17 protein-coding genes are annotated in these 12,803 nt (G+C 73.4%); 7 read left to right on the plus strand and 10 right to left on the minus strand.

What is annotated here, in order from left to right; translation table 11 throughout:
- Positions 1–12: 12 nt before the first annotated feature.
- Genes P0Y31_RS01060 through P0Y31_RS01070 form a run of 3 tightly spaced genes read right to left on the minus strand, consistent with a single transcriptional unit; the run spans position 13 to position 2,017 of the window.
- The gene (locus P0Y31_RS01060; protein ID WP_275866232.1) at positions 13–480 is read right to left on the minus strand and encodes a helix-turn-helix domain-containing protein; all 468 of its coding nucleotides are present in this window, start codon (positions 478–480) and stop codon (positions 13–15) included.
- On the minus strand, positions 470–715 hold the full coding sequence (locus tag P0Y31_RS01065; RefSeq protein ID WP_275866233.1) for a thiamine-binding protein: 246 nt from the start codon (positions 713–715) through the stop codon (positions 470–472). The genes P0Y31_RS01060 and P0Y31_RS01065 overlap by 11 nt, the downstream gene beginning before the upstream one ends.
- 21 nt (positions 716–736) lie before the next feature.
- The gene (locus P0Y31_RS01070) at positions 737–2,017 is read right to left on the minus strand and encodes an aldolase (protein ID WP_275866234.1); all 1,281 of its coding nucleotides are present in this window, start codon (positions 2,015–2,017) and stop codon (positions 737–739) included.
- 104 nt (positions 2,018–2,121) lie between these two features.
- On the opposite strand from P0Y31_RS01070, the gene P0Y31_RS01075 reads away from it, so the two are divergent.
- The 5 genes from P0Y31_RS01075 to P0Y31_RS01095 all read left to right on the plus strand — a co-directional run bounded on the left by P0Y31_RS01075 (position 2,122) and on the right by P0Y31_RS01095 (position 6,313).
- A complete protein-coding gene (locus P0Y31_RS01075) occupies positions 2,122–2,670 on the plus strand; it encodes an NAD(P)H-dependent oxidoreductase (protein WP_275866235.1) in 549 nt (182 codons plus the stop codon).
- A 104-nt stretch (positions 2,671–2,774) separates the two neighbouring features.
- Complete coding sequence (locus P0Y31_RS01080) at positions 2,775–3,287, plus strand: hypothetical protein (RefSeq protein ID WP_275866236.1); 513 nt, start codon at positions 2,775–2,777, stop codon at positions 3,285–3,287.
- Positions 3,288–3,528: 241 nt separating this feature from the next.
- Positions 3,529–4,866, plus strand: coding sequence for a Na+/H+ antiporter NhaA (nhaA, locus tag P0Y31_RS01085; RefSeq protein ID WP_275866237.1), 1,338 nt, complete (start codon positions 3,529–3,531; stop codon positions 4,864–4,866).
- A gap of 49 nt (positions 4,867–4,915) precedes the next feature.
- Positions 4,916–5,332: a phage holin family protein gene (locus tag P0Y31_RS01090; protein WP_275866238.1), complete on the plus strand. Its 417-nt coding sequence runs from the start codon at positions 4,916–4,918 to the stop codon at positions 5,330–5,332.
- 57 nt (positions 5,333–5,389) lie between these two features.
- The gene (locus P0Y31_RS01095) at positions 5,390–6,313 is read left to right on the plus strand and encodes an alpha/beta hydrolase (protein WP_275866239.1); all 924 of its coding nucleotides are present in this window, start codon (positions 5,390–5,392) and stop codon (positions 6,311–6,313) included.
- Between the two features lie 29 nt (positions 6,314–6,342).
- On the opposite strand, the gene P0Y31_RS01100 is transcribed toward P0Y31_RS01095, so the two are convergent.
- From P0Y31_RS01100 to nth, 3 genes are read right to left on the minus strand one after another with little or no spacing between them, the layout of a single operon-like run.
- Positions 6,343–7,554 (minus strand): MarP family serine protease, encoded by a 1,212-nt coding sequence (locus tag P0Y31_RS01100; protein WP_275866240.1) that lies wholly within the window; start codon positions 7,552–7,554, stop codon positions 6,343–6,345.
- A complete protein-coding gene (locus tag P0Y31_RS01105; RefSeq protein WP_275866241.1) occupies positions 7,554–8,219 on the minus strand; it encodes a CoA pyrophosphatase in 666 nt (221 codons plus the stop codon). The genes P0Y31_RS01100 and P0Y31_RS01105 overlap by 1 nt, the downstream gene beginning before the upstream one ends.
- Entirely contained in the window at positions 8,216–8,917 is a 702-nt protein-coding gene (gene nth, locus P0Y31_RS01110) for an endonuclease III (RefSeq protein WP_275867057.1), read from the minus strand. Before nth ends, P0Y31_RS01105 begins: the two co-directional genes overlap by 4 nt.
- A gap of 120 nt (positions 8,918–9,037) precedes the next feature.
- On the opposite strand from nth, the gene P0Y31_RS01115 reads away from it, so the two are divergent.
- A complete protein-coding gene (locus P0Y31_RS01115) occupies positions 9,038–9,715 on the plus strand; it encodes a Crp/Fnr family transcriptional regulator (protein ID WP_275866242.1) in 678 nt (225 codons plus the stop codon).
- Here P0Y31_RS01115 and P0Y31_RS01120 read toward each other — a convergent pair.
- From P0Y31_RS01120 to P0Y31_RS01135, 4 genes are read right to left on the minus strand one after another with little or no spacing between them, the layout of a single operon-like run.
- Complete coding sequence (locus P0Y31_RS01120; RefSeq protein WP_275866243.1) at positions 9,696–10,490, minus strand: MBL fold metallo-hydrolase; 795 nt, start codon at positions 10,488–10,490, stop codon at positions 9,696–9,698. The genes P0Y31_RS01115 and P0Y31_RS01120 overlap by 20 nt on opposite strands.
- An 11-nt stretch (positions 10,491–10,501) precedes the next feature.
- Positions 10,502–11,323 (minus strand): NUDIX domain-containing protein, encoded by an 822-nt coding sequence (locus P0Y31_RS01125; RefSeq protein ID WP_275866244.1) that lies wholly within the window; start codon positions 11,321–11,323, stop codon positions 10,502–10,504.
- Positions 11,324–11,333: 10 nt separating this feature from the next.
- On the minus strand, positions 11,334–11,810 hold the full coding sequence (locus P0Y31_RS01130; RefSeq protein ID WP_275866245.1) for a RidA family protein: 477 nt from the start codon (positions 11,808–11,810) through the stop codon (positions 11,334–11,336).
- Positions 11,811–11,812: 2 nt separating this feature from the next.
- Entirely contained in the window at positions 11,813–11,968 is a 156-nt protein-coding gene (locus tag P0Y31_RS01135) for a DUF4177 domain-containing protein (protein WP_275805497.1), read from the minus strand.
- A gap of 34 nt (positions 11,969–12,002) precedes the next feature.
- Here P0Y31_RS01135 and P0Y31_RS01140 point away from each other — a divergent pair, with 34 nt between their 5' ends.
- Positions 12,003–12,800, plus strand: coding sequence for an alpha/beta hydrolase (locus tag P0Y31_RS01140; RefSeq protein ID WP_275866246.1), 798 nt, complete (start codon positions 12,003–12,005; stop codon positions 12,798–12,800).
- Positions 12,801–12,803: the final 3 nt, after the last annotated feature.

Genomic DNA, 12,803 nt, shown 5'->3' on the forward strand with positions numbered 1-12,803 from the left:
GGGAGCGGGCACTCAGGCGCGCGGCTCGCGTCCCCGGTTGAGGTAGTTGTAGACGGTGAAGCGGGTGACCCCCAGCGCCTCCGCCACGGTCTCGGCGGACCGGCGCATCTCGAAGGCCCCGCGCTCCTCGAGCAGACGGACGGCCCGCTGCTTCTCGGAACGGCCCAGCGATGAGAGCACGCCGCCCAGCTCAGCCTCGACCTCGGCGATGAGCCGGGCGAGGCCGTCGGACAGGTCCGCGGACGGGACCGCAGCCTGGACGGCACTCTGGACAGCCGCTGCGTCCTGACCAGGGACCGGTGAGCCAAGCCGCACCAGGACCACGGCCACGTCGTTCCACACGAGGGGCACATCGCCGGGCTCCGCGTCGGTCACCTCCACGAGCCGCCCCCCGACCCGCTCGAGCAGCGGCGCCACGGCCGACGCGAGCAGGTCCCGCACCTCCGGGGCCGGGGTGCCCGGGTCGGGGTCAGCGACCATCGCGAGGACTCACCTGGAGGGTGAACCGCGTGGCGCCCGAGGCGAAGGCGGCCTCCATCGCCCGCTCCAGTGCCGGCAGGAGGCGCTCGGCCCCGCCGGTGACCGAGGTGCCGAACGGGCCGAGCTCGGGTGCCAGCCCCGCCTCGACGAGCGCCCCGGCCGCGGCGCCGACGTGCTCCGGGGGCTCGCCCTCGCCGTGGAACGGCTCGGTCGTGAACTCGGCCGTCAGGTCCATGGCACCACGGTAGCCGTCGGCTCAGCCGGCCACGCGGCGCGCCAGCACCGCCAGGCCCGCGGCGTCGACCCCCGACCGCCCATGCGCCTCGGCGACGCCGACCGCCCCGCAGTCGACCCCGCGGAGGATGAAGTCGGCGAGCGCCCGGGCAGTCGCCGGCTCGTCGAGGAAGCCCGAGTCGGCGCGCTCGACGTAGCGGCGGAGCCGGTCAGCGGCCTGGGGCAGGCCGTCGCGGTAGAAGGCGAACACCGCGGCGTAGCGAGTGGGCAGGTGGGCCGGGTGCAGGTCCCAGCCCTGGTAGTAGCCGCGCTCCAGGGAGCGGCGGACGAGGCGGTGGTGCAGGGCCCAGCCGGCGCGCACGGCCTCGGGACCGCCGACGGGGAGCACGTTGGTCGAGCCGTCGGAGAGCCGTACGCCGGTGCCGGCCGCCGCCACCTGCATGACGGCCTTCGCGTAGTCGGCGACCGGGTGCTCCATGCTCTGGAACTGGGCGGCGATCCCGCAGGACGCCGAGTAGTCGTAGGTGCCGTAGTGCAGCCCGGTGCAGCGAGCGGCCGCCGCGTGCACCATGCGGGCCACCAGAGCCGTGCCGTCCGGGCCGAGGATCGCTTGAGGGGTCTCGACCTGGATCTCGAACCGCAGCGCCCCCGGGCCCAGGCCGAGGGTCTCCTCGAGCCGGGACGCCGCCACCACCATCGCCTCGACCTGTTCGACGGAGGTCACCTTGGGCAGCGTGACGACGAAGCCCTCGGGCAGAGGACCTGCGCCGGCCAGCTCCTCGAGGAACAGCGCCAGGGTGCGCAGCCCCCGACGCCGGGTCGGGGCCTCGAAGCTCTTGAACCGTATGCCGTTGAACGGCGCCGCCTCGTCGCGCACGAGGGAAGCGGCCAGGTACCGCGCGGCCGAGCGCGCAGCCTCGTCCTCCTCGCCATCGGGCCGGTCGCCGTAACCGTCCTCGAAGTCGATCCGCAGGTCCTCGATGGGCTCGGACGCGAGCTTGGCACGCACGCGCTCCAGCAGTCCGTCCTCGCCCTGTCCCAGCACGGCCCGGAAGCCCTCCGGGTCGGCGTCGAGGGAGGCCAGAGCGGCGGTCCCCCACTGGGGCACCAGGCCCTCGGAGTAGCGGTCGGCAGGCACGTAGACCGTGTGCACGGGCTGCCGGCCGGCGCGCTCCCCGGGGTAACCCTCGCGCAGGGCCCGGTCGGCGCCGGCCAGGCGGTCATCGAGCTCGTCGGCGAGGGACTCCAGCCCGGCGATGGAGACAGAACCGGGCGGCTGGGCATTGGCGCTCGACGGCGGCATACGTCTCCTCATGGATGGGGCATTTTCTGGAGCGCGGACATTATCTTCTGACTGGCGGAAGTCAAGGCTCCGCAGCCGCCGCCTCCGTGTGGTTGGCTCGCGGCGTGGTCGCCCTCCGCATCCTCATCGCCAGCACCCGTCCCGGCCGGCTGGGCCCCACCGTGGCCCGGTGGGTACTGGAGCAGGTGCCCACGACCGGGTTCGACGTCGAGGTGCTCGACCTCGCCGACTTCGCGCTGCCGTTCCTCGACGAGCCGCGTGAGCCGTCGGAGGGCGACTACGCGCACGAGCACACCCGGCGCTGGTCGGCCGCGGTCCGCGACGCCGAGGCGCTGCTCATCGTGATGCCGGAGTACAACCGCGGCTACAACGCCGCCCTGAAGAACGCCATCGACTTCCTCTACGCCGAGTGGGAGGGGTTGCCCGTGGCCTGCGTGGGCTACGGCTGGTACGGCGCCCGCCACGCGAAGGCGGCGCTGCGCCAGACGCTGGAGCGCGTGAAGATGACCGTGGTCGAGGCACCCGGCCTGGCGTTCGGCAGCACCCTGGTCGATGGTGGGGTGGTGGCCGATGCCGAGCTCGTCGGCGAGCTCGCGAAGACCTTCGAGGGGCTCCGGGACGCCGCGGCACGATCCACTCGCCAGCGCTCGTAGGGCTTGCTGGGGTCCCGATCTCGTTGCCGTTCAGGGACATTGGCCTCTGACCGTCGGGGTCCGACGTCACTAGCGTCGACACTGGGGAGAGAGGAGAGGAGAAGATGGTCACGACCTACGAGCCCCGCACGGTCACGACGACCGCCACTCCCACACGAAGGACCTCACGCACGGTCTGGACGGTGGTTGCCACCGTCATCGCGGTGGTGCTGGCGGCCATCGGTGGCTACGCCTTGGCCGGAGGCTTCTCGACCAGCGAAGGACAGCGCGTGGCGGACAGCGTGGTCCAGGTGTGGCGCACCGGTGATGTCGACGACATGAAGGCGATCTACGCCCCGACGGTCGAGTTCGGCCTCGACGGCGAAACCTCGACCATCAGCCGGGAGCAGCTGCGAGCCAACATCCAGGTCAGCCTGACGGAGTCGGGCCTGACGGGTGAGGACGCCATCTCCCAGGTCGGCCCGGTCGCCGAGCTGACCGACGGCGACGGCGACCTGTACGTCACCACCATGGTGGAGCTGGGCGGGGTTCCCTACTCCGGCTTCTACCGGGTGCGCGACGGCAAGGTCATCTCGCACGTGTTCCTGACCGTCCGCAGCTACGAGCCTGCGAGGTGATGTGGAGGCGGTGCCACTGGGCACCCTGACGAACGCACCTCGGCGCCTGGCGCACCGGGGTGCGTCCTTCTGCGCCCGTCCGCGGCTCCGGCATCCCGAGACCGGTCACAGACGGGACTGTCCTCGAAAGCGTCAGCTGCCGGCCGATAGACTGGCGCTTGGTGTGCCGGGAAGTCTGGTCGGCGGCGCCCGCCTCGTGGCGGGGGTCCACGCGCACCGACGACCCCGAGGAACGGCCCCTGTGACTTCCCCCTCCACCCGCCCCCGCATCCTCCGGCGCCCGAGCTGGACCGAGGCCCAGTTCGTGGCGGCGGCCCTGCGCACCGAGACGGTGGGTGGCGCCCTCCTGCTGGGGGCCGCCCTGGCGGCCATGATCTGGGCCAACTCCCCATGGAGGGAGGGCTATGCCGCGCTGCGGGACACCGTGGTGGGCACCCCGACGCTGCACCTCGACCTGACGCTGGGCCACTGGGCCGGTGACGGCCTGCTGGCGATCTTCTTCTTCGTCGCCGGGCTGGAGCTCAAGCGGGAGTTCCTCGTCGGCGAGCTGCGCTCTCCCGCCAAGGCTGCCGTCCCGGTCGGAGCGGCCATGGCCGGTGTTGCGGTGCCCGCGGTGTTCTACACCGCCGTCGTGCTGCTCGGCGGCTCGCCGGACGCCGTGCGCGGCTGGGCCATCCCGACGGCCACCGACATCGCCTTCGCCCTGGCCGTGCTCGCGGTGATCGGCACCCACCTGCCTGCTGCGCTGCGCTCGTTCCTGCTCACGCTCGCGGTCGTGGACGACCTCGTCGCAATCACGATCATCGCCATCTTCTACACGTCCTCGCTGGAGCCGCTCCTGCTGCTGCTGGCGCTCGTGCCGCTGGCGGTCTTCGCCTTCCTGGTGCAGCGCCGCATCACGCAGTGGTACCTCCTCCTCCCGCTGGCCTTCGCCACCTGGGCGCTGGTGCACGCCTCCGGCATCCACGCCACGGTGGCCGGCGTCTTGCTGGGCCTGACCGTGCCGGTCCGTCCCCGCGAGAGCGTTCCCCGGCTGAGCACCCTTCCGGCCGACCTCGACGTGGCGCACCGGTTCGAACACCGGCTGCGTCCGCTGTCGGCCGGTGTCGCGGTGCCTGTCTTCGCCTTCTTCGCGGCCGGGGTGACCGTCGTCGGTGGCGGGTTCGGCGAGGCACTGGCCGACGACGCCGCGCGTGGGGTGGTCGTGGGGCTCGTGCTCGGCAAGCTCGTCGGTGTGCTCGGCGGCACGTGGCTCCTCACCCACTTCACCCGGGCCGAGCTCGACGACGAGCTGTCATGGTGGGACGTCCTCGGCCTCTCCCTGCTCGCGGGCATCGGCTTCACCGTGTCGCTGCTCGTGGGTGAGCTCGCCTTCGGCGCCGGCAACGAGCGCGACGACCACGTGAAGCTGGCCGTGCTCATGGGCTCCCTGGTCTCCGCCCTGCTCGCCGCGGTCGTGCTGCGCACCCGCAACCGCGTGTACCGCCGGATCGCCCTCGAGGAGACGGTGGACCACGACCAGGACGGCGTCCCGGACGTCTTCGAGCGCTCAGATGTGGAGTCCCCCGGACGCGGCTAGGGTGGAGGCGGCCCGCGCGGGCCGCCGACGAGACGAAGGGGACCTGCAGATGGCCACCAGCACGCCCGGTCCGGAACGCAACACCCTCGGCCAGGAGCGCACGATCGGCCAGCTGGTCGCCGACGCGACCGCCGACATCTCCACCATCGTCCGCAACGAGATCGCCTTGGCGAAGGCGGAGATCACGGGCGAGGCGAAGCTCGCCGGCAAGGGCGCGGGCCTGCTGGCCGGGGCTGCCTTCGTCGGACTGCTCGGCCTCATCTTCCTCTTCCACACCCTGGCCAACGTCCTCGACATCTGGCTGCCCCTGTGGGCGGGCTACCTGATCACCACCGTCCTGCTCTTCGCGGTCGCCGGCATCCTCGGCCTGGTGGGCAGGAACAACGTCACCAAGGTGCAGCCCAAGCCCGAGCGCACGATCAAGAACGCCCAGGACACCATCGACGCGCTCAAGTCCGGCGACTGAGCCCGCCACCCCCGGCACCCCGCAACGTCCGCCCGCTCCCACCCCCCACACCGGTCCGTGCCCCCCAACGCCCCTGACGCCGCGATGGTGCTCTTCGACGGCCCCTGGGAGCACCGGTTCGTGGCCGCCAACGGCGCCCGGTTCCACGTGGCCGAGCAGGGCGACGGCCCGCTGGTCCTGCTCCTGCACGGCTTCCCGCAGTTCTGGTGGGCCTGGCGCCACCAGATGCAGGCGCTCGCCGACGCCGGCTTCCGGGCCTGCGCCATGGACCTGCGCGGCTACGGCGCGTCGGACAAGCCGCCGCGCGGATACGACACCCGCACGTCGGCCACGGACGTGGCCAGCGTGATCCGGTCACTGGGGGCGTCCCGCGCCAGCGTCGTCGGGCACGGCTGGGGCGGCTGGATCGCGTGGAGCATGGCCTCCCTCCAACCGGCCGTGACGTCGGCCATCGCCTCGGTCAGCATGCCGCACCCGCTGGTGTTCCGGCACGCCTCCTTCACCAACGCGCGCCAGGCACGGGCCAACGGCTACCTGGCGGGGCTGCAGCGACCCTTCGTCCCCGAGCGCGAGATGACCATGCACGGCGGCTACGTCCAGCGGCTGCTGCGCGAGTGGGCCTCCCCCCGGGGCATCTGGCCCAGCCTCGAGGAGGCGCGGACCTACTCGGACGCCATGGCCCTGCCCTTCGTGGCGCACTCGGCCGCCGAGTACTACCGCTGGGTGGTGCGCAGCCAGGCCCGTCCCGACGGGTGGCGGTTCGCCAAGCGCGTGAGCGCGCCGGTGGAGGTCCCGGTGCTGCAGGTCCACGGCGAGGACGACCCGGTCGTGCTGCCGGAGATCATGGCCGGCTCGCGGCAGTACTGCGCCGGGCCCTACGAGGAGCACGAGGTGGCTCGCGCGGGTCACTTCCTGCCCGAGGAGGCCCCGGAGGCGGTGAGCCGGCACCTGCTGGCCTGGCTCGAGCACCTCCCCGCCTGAGCCGCTTCACGCTGGGCCGGCGAGGGGCGTCAGCCCGCGACGCAGGGGCCGGTGCTCACCGGCTGGTTGGCGGAGGGGGCCGCCTCGAGCACCGGACGCGCCTCGTCGAGGGTCAGCGCGTAGCCGGTGCTGTTGTCGTCGAGCGACTTGGCGAAGATGACGCCCACCACGTCACCGGAGGTCGACAGCAGTGGGCCGCCGGAGTTGCCCGGGCGCACCCGGGCGAATAGGGAGTACACCTCGCGGCTCGTGCCCGGCGTGCCGTAGATGTCCGAGCCGCGGGCCTGGACGACGTCGCGCACCCGGGCGGCGTCGAGCCGGTAGGGCCCGTCGAGCGGGAAGCCGGCCACGACCCCGCCCTCACCGCGGCCCAGCTCGGCCCCGAGGTCGAGGGGCTCGGCGGGCAGGTCGGGCGAGGCGACCACGGCGAGGTCGCGCTCGGGGTCGAAGAGCACCACGCGTCCCTCGAAGGAGGGCCCGGTGCCCTTGACCCGCAACGTCACCGTGCGCATGCCGGCGACGACGTGGGCGTTGGTGACCACGCGGCCCGGGGAGACGACCCAGCCGCTGCCCTCCTGACCGCGGTTGCAGGCCTCGGCGATCCCGGTGATCTTGATGATCGAGTCGCCGGCCGCCGCGACGCCCGGGGTGCGCGCGACGTTCGGGTCCGGGGGCTCGACCGGGGCGATGGGCTCGGCCTCCAGGCCCTCGAACACGCGGGGAAAGCCCTCGCGGTCGAGCACCTCGCGGAAGCCGGCGAAGAGGCGGGAGGTCTGCGGTGGGACCACCGTGTCGATGGCCCGGAGCACCCGTGACTCGCCGATCGCCTTGGCCAGCGGGGCCGGCGCCCCACCGCGCACGGCGCCGGCGATGAACCAGACGATGACCGACACGGCGGCGACGACCGCGACGGCGCCCAGCACGGAGTCGAACGCCCGGGCAGGGCGGACCCGCAGCTGCGAGCGCAGGCGACTGCCCACGCCCACGGCCACGGCCTGGCCGACGGAGGCGATGACGAACACCCCGGCGACCAGCACCACGGCGCGCAGCACCGGGGTGGCCTCCAACGAGGTCCACTCGTGGATGGCGATGGGGAGCAGCCACATGGCGAGCGCGCCGCCGGCCAGGAACCCGGCGAGCGAGAGCACGCTCACGACCAGGCCCTGCCGGTAGCCGGAGACGGCGTAGCCGACGAGCAGCAGGATGAGCAGCACGTCGAGGATGCCCAGTCCGAGGACCATCAGGTGCTCCCCTCCTGTCGGGGGCGGGGGTGGAAGCGTTCGGGCAGCGGCCGGCGCACGTCGGCGTCCCACGGACGCTCGAGCCCGGCGAGCTGCATGACGCGGCTGAACAGCATGGCGGTGAACCCCCACACGTAGAGACCGTCGACCTCGAACGCCGGCCCCTCGTAGCCCAGGGGGTGCACCGTGGTGAAGCGGATGGAGGCGTCGAGCAGGTGGTCGACGCGGACCCGCTCGGCCCGGTGGACCTCGCCGGCATCGATCCGTTCGAAGGCGGCCGGCACGGGCCACCAGGCGAGCACCGGGGTGACGACGTGCTGGCTCGGGCTGAGGAAGAGCGGCGGCAGCTCGGCGACCACGTCGACCGACTCCGGGGCGATGCCGACCTCCTCGTGCGCCTCGCGCAGGGCGGCCTGCACCGCGTGCTCACCCGGTTCGAGCGACCCTCCCGGGAAGGAGACCTGGCCGGGGTGGGACCTGAGGTGGTGGGCGCGCTCGGTGAGCACGACGTCCTCGCCGCCGTGCTCGGACGGCGCGAAGAGCATGAGCACCGCCGACTCCCGGCCGCCCTCGTCCGGGGGCTGGAACCGGTCGAAGTACTCGGGGTCGGGGTAGGCGAGGGCGCTCTGCAGGCGGGTCATCCACGCGGGGCGGGGCGCGCTCATGCCTGCGGGGCTCCCTCTGCCGGGGTCGCGGCGGCCAGCGCCGCCGGGGCGAGCTCGAACTTGAGCAGCTTGGCCGCCTTGTCGGGGTCGGTCTCGCCGGTGCCGTAGGAGGGGCACCAGCGGGCCACGGGGCACGCACCGCAGGCCGGCTTGCGGGCGTGGCAGGTGCGCCGGCCGTGGAAGATCACGACGTGGGACAGCATCGTCCACTCCTTGCGGGGGATCAGCCTGCCCACGATGTCCTCGACCTTGACCGGGTCCTCCTCCTCGGTCCAGCCGAAGCGGCGCACGAGGCGGCCGAAGTGGGTGTCGACCGTGATGCCTGGGATGCCGAACGCGTTGCCCAGCACGACGTTGGCGGTCTTGCGCCCGACCCCGGGGAGGGTGACGAGGTCCTTCATGCGCGGCGGCACGTCGCCGTCGAAGCGCTCGACGAGGTCGGCGGCGAGGCGCATCACGGAGTTGGTCTTGGCGCGGTAGAAGCCGGTGGGCTTGAGAATCGCCTCCATCTCCTCGCGGTCGGCGGCTGCGAGGTCCGCGGCCGTCGGGTACTTCGCGAAGAGCGTGGGCGTGACCTTGTTGACCATGACGTCGGTGGTCTGGGCCGAGAGGACGGTGGCGACGAGCAGCTGCAGCGGGTTCTCGAAGTCGAGCTCGCAGTGGGCATACGGGTAGCGCTCGGCCAGTGCGCGATACATCCGGCGGGCGCGCCGGGTCAGCGCGACCGGCGACTCCTCGCGACCAACAGCAGACACCTGCACAGCCTAAGGGTCGGTGCCGACAGTTCTGTGGTCAGGCGACGTGGCACACTGTCGCCCGTGGACCAGGACGTGGTGAGAAAAGCCCCGCTGTTCGCCGCCCTCGATGACGACGCCGCGGGCCGGCTCATGCAGTCGATGACCCAGCGCCACCTCGAGCGCGGGGACGTGCTCTTCCACGAGGGCGACCAGGGTGACCGTCTCTACGTGATCGGCGAGGGGAAGATCAAGCTGGGCCGGCGCAGCAGCGACGGCCGCGAGAACCTCGTCGCGATCCTCGGCCCTGGCGAGATGTTCGGTGAGCTCAGCCTGTTCGACCCGGGCGCACGCACCATGACCGCCACCGCGGTCGCCGAGACGCAGCTCATGGGCATCGGCCACGAGGACCTCTCCGGCCTGCTCGCGGGCCGGCCCGAGGTCGCCAAGGTGCTGCTCGCGGCGCTGGCGAAGCGGCTTCGCCGCACCAACGAGAACCTCGCGGACCTCGTCTTCACCGACGTGCCGGGCCGCGTCGCCAAGGCGCTGCTCGACCTCGCCAACCGCTTCGGGCGGCCCGTCGAGGACGGGATCCTCGTGGCGCACGACCTCACCCAGGAGGAGCTGGCCCAGCTCGTCGGTGCCTCCCGCGAGACCGTGAACAAGGCGCTGGCCGACTTCGCCTCCCGCGGCTGGCTGCGCCTCGAGGCGCGTGCGGTGCTGCTGCAGGACGTCGAGCGCCTCAAGCGCCGCGCCCGCTGACCTCCCGCAGGTACTCCAGCTGGGCGGCCACGCTGAGCCGTGCCGCCGGCCACACCGCACGCGGCACGTCGGCATACACGCGCTCGACGACGTCCTCGACCCCCTGCGCACCCTCGGCCAGTGCCTGGCGCACCTGCTCCAGCCGCTCGCGCCGGTGCACCCGGTAGAAGGCGACCATCGCCGAGGCGTCCGGCACGACCGGGCCGTGGCCGGGGAGGATCGTGGTCACCTCGCCGCCACCGGTGAGCGCCGCGATCCGCTCGAGCGATCCCAGGTATGCCGCGAGCTCACCGTCCGGGTGCGCGACCACCGTGGTGCCGCGGCCCAGGACGGTGTCGCCCGTGAGCAGCGCATGGTCGGCCGGCAGCGCGAAGGAGAGCGAGTCGGAGGTGTGCCCGGGCGTGGCCACCACCCGCAGCTCGAGATCGCCCGCCCGCAGGACGTCGCCGTCGCCGAGGTCGTCGTGGCCGCGGCCCACCGCGCGGGTGGGGGCGCCGGTCAGCTCGGCGAACCGCTGCGCGGACTCGGCGTGGTCGAGGTGCCCGTGCGTGAGGACGGTCTGCACCACGCGGGCGCCACGACCCTCCACGTGGTCGAGGACCCGTCGCAGGTGGGCCTCGTCCAGCGGACCCGGGTCGATGACGAGCGCCTCGGTCGCGCCCGGCTCGACCAGCACCCAGGTGTTGGTGCCGTCGAGGGTCATCGGGCCGGGGTTGGGGGCAAGCACGCAGTGGGCCCGCGCGGTGACCTGGCCGCCGGACCAGTGCTCTGCCACGGGCGGCGCGGTCACCGGGGCAGCTCCGCCCGCATCACCGGGCCGTCGGGCGTCTGCGTGAGTCGGGGCGTCACGGGGGCGACCGGCGGCCGCTCGGCGATGAAGGCGGCCGCGCTGGACGCTGCGGCGATCTCCTCCACGCTGACCAGCGTGGGCGGCAGCATCATCGCCTCACCCCGGCGCTGGGCCTCCAGCAGCTCGGCGGCAGCCACCCAGTCGGCCGTGTCGGCCTCCGTGCTCTGGTCGTCGGCGCTCTGCCCGGCGGGCACGGCCGCCGCGAAGAACCGGGTGTCGTAGCGCCGCGGCTCGAACTCCGGGGTGATCCAGTGCGCCCGGTAGGCCATCAGGTCCGAGCGCAGCACCAGGTCGTGCCCGATGAGCACCTCCGCCAGCGAGTGCGACCGGTCCAGCAGCCCCAGCCGCTGCTGGTGCCAGTGCGGGCTGCGCACGTCGGCCACCACGCTGTCCGGCGAGGGCCCGGCCAGCAGCACGCCGCACTCCTCGAAGACCTCGCGCACCGCCGCGGCCACGAGCTCGCGGGCGGTGGCCTCGTCGGTCTGGAGCCGCTCGGCCCACTCGGCTGGCGTCGGACCCGCCCACGGCAGGCGCGGGTCGGCGTCGCGCGGGTCGACGCCGCCGCCGGGGAAGACCATGGTGCGCGGCGCGAACGCCATGGTGGCGGCGCGGCGCAGCATGAAGACCTCGAGCCCGGTGGCACCGTCCCGGACGAACATGACGGTGGCGGCCGGCCGGGGCCTCGCGGGCTCCTGACCGGCCTGCCAGGCGTCGGCGTGCTCGCGCAGCACCGGCGCCACCGGGAACTCCCGGATCACGCCATCAGCCTCAGTCGTCGGCGAGCGCGACGATGATCTCGACCTCGACGGGGGCGTCGAGGGGCAGGACGGCCACGCCGACGGCCGAGCGGGCGTGCACGCCCGCGTCGCCGAAGGCCTTGCCGAGCAGCTCGCTGGCGCCGTTGATGACGCCGGGCTGGCCGGTGAACGAGGGGTCGCTCGCGACGAAGCCGACGACCTTGACCACCTGGGCGACCTTGTCGAGGTCACCGACGACCGACTTCACGGCGGCGATGGCGTTGAGGGCGCACAGCTGCGCGAGCTCGGCGGCCTTCTCCGGGGCGACGAGGCCGTCACCGTGGCCGACCTTGCCGATCGCGGCGAGCTCGCCGTTCACCATCGGCAGCTGGCCGGAGGTGTAGACGCGGCGGCCGTCGAGCAGGGCCGGGACGTAGGCGGCAACGGGCTTGGCGACCTCGGGGACGCTCAGGCCGAGCTCCTTCAGGCGGTCCTCGACTGCACTCATGCTCAGGCCTTCTCTCGCTTGAGGTAGGCGACCAGGTTGCCGCCATCGGGTCCGGTCACGACCTGGACGAGCTCCCAGCCGTCCTCGCCCCACTGGTCGAGGATCTGCTTCGTCGCGTGGACGATGAGGGGCACGGTCGCGTACTCGTACTTCTTCATGGGCGCAGCGTAGCGACGCTGACAGGATGGCGGCATGGCCGACCCCCAGCCCGCCGCCGCGCCCGGTCCCGACCCCAGGGGCGTCCTCGACCGGACCGCTCCCCCGCCTGCCCGCACCACGGCATACGGCCCGGACCCCGCCCAGGTCTACGACGTCCGGCTCCCGGACGGCGTGGCGAAGGACACGGGTGTCGTCGTGGTGCACGGCGGGTTCTGGCGCGAGCGCTTCGACCGCACCCACGCCGGGAGCCAGGCGCAGGCCTTCGCCGACGCCGGCTACCCCGTGGCCGTGGTCGAGTACCGCCGCACAGGCATGCCGGGCGGCGGCTGGCCGGGCACCGGCGCGGACGTGGTCGCAGCCGTGCAGGCCCTGCGGGACGACCCCGACCTGCCCGACCGGCTCGTGCTCGTCGGTCACTCGGCCGGGGGCCACCTCGTCGCGTGGGCGGCGAGCCAGCCGTGGGGCGCCGACCTCGGCGGCGTCGTGAGCCTGGCCGGGGTGGTCGACCTGGCCGCGGCGTTCGAGCAGGGGCTGGGCGACGGGGCGGTGGAGGCCTTCATGGGGGGCACCCCGCGGACGCTGCCCGAGGCGTATGCCGCGGCGGACCCGCGCCTGCACGTGCCCCTCGCGCCCGTGGCCCTGGTGCACGGCGCGGACGACGACGTCGTGCCGGCGGCGATCTCGCGCTCCTACGCCGAGCACGCGGCGCCGGGCGCTCAGGTGCCGGTCTCGCTGCGCGAGGTCGGCGGCTGCGAGCACTTCGGGCTCATCGACCCCGAGCACCCCGCCTTCGCCGAGGTCCTGGCTGCGGTCTCCGACCTCGCCTCCTAGGCT

The sequence above is a fragment of the Knoellia sp. 3-2P3 genome (genome assembly GCF_029223115.1).
GTDB lineage: Bacteria > Actinomycetota > Actinomycetes > Actinomycetales > Dermatophilaceae > Pedococcus_A.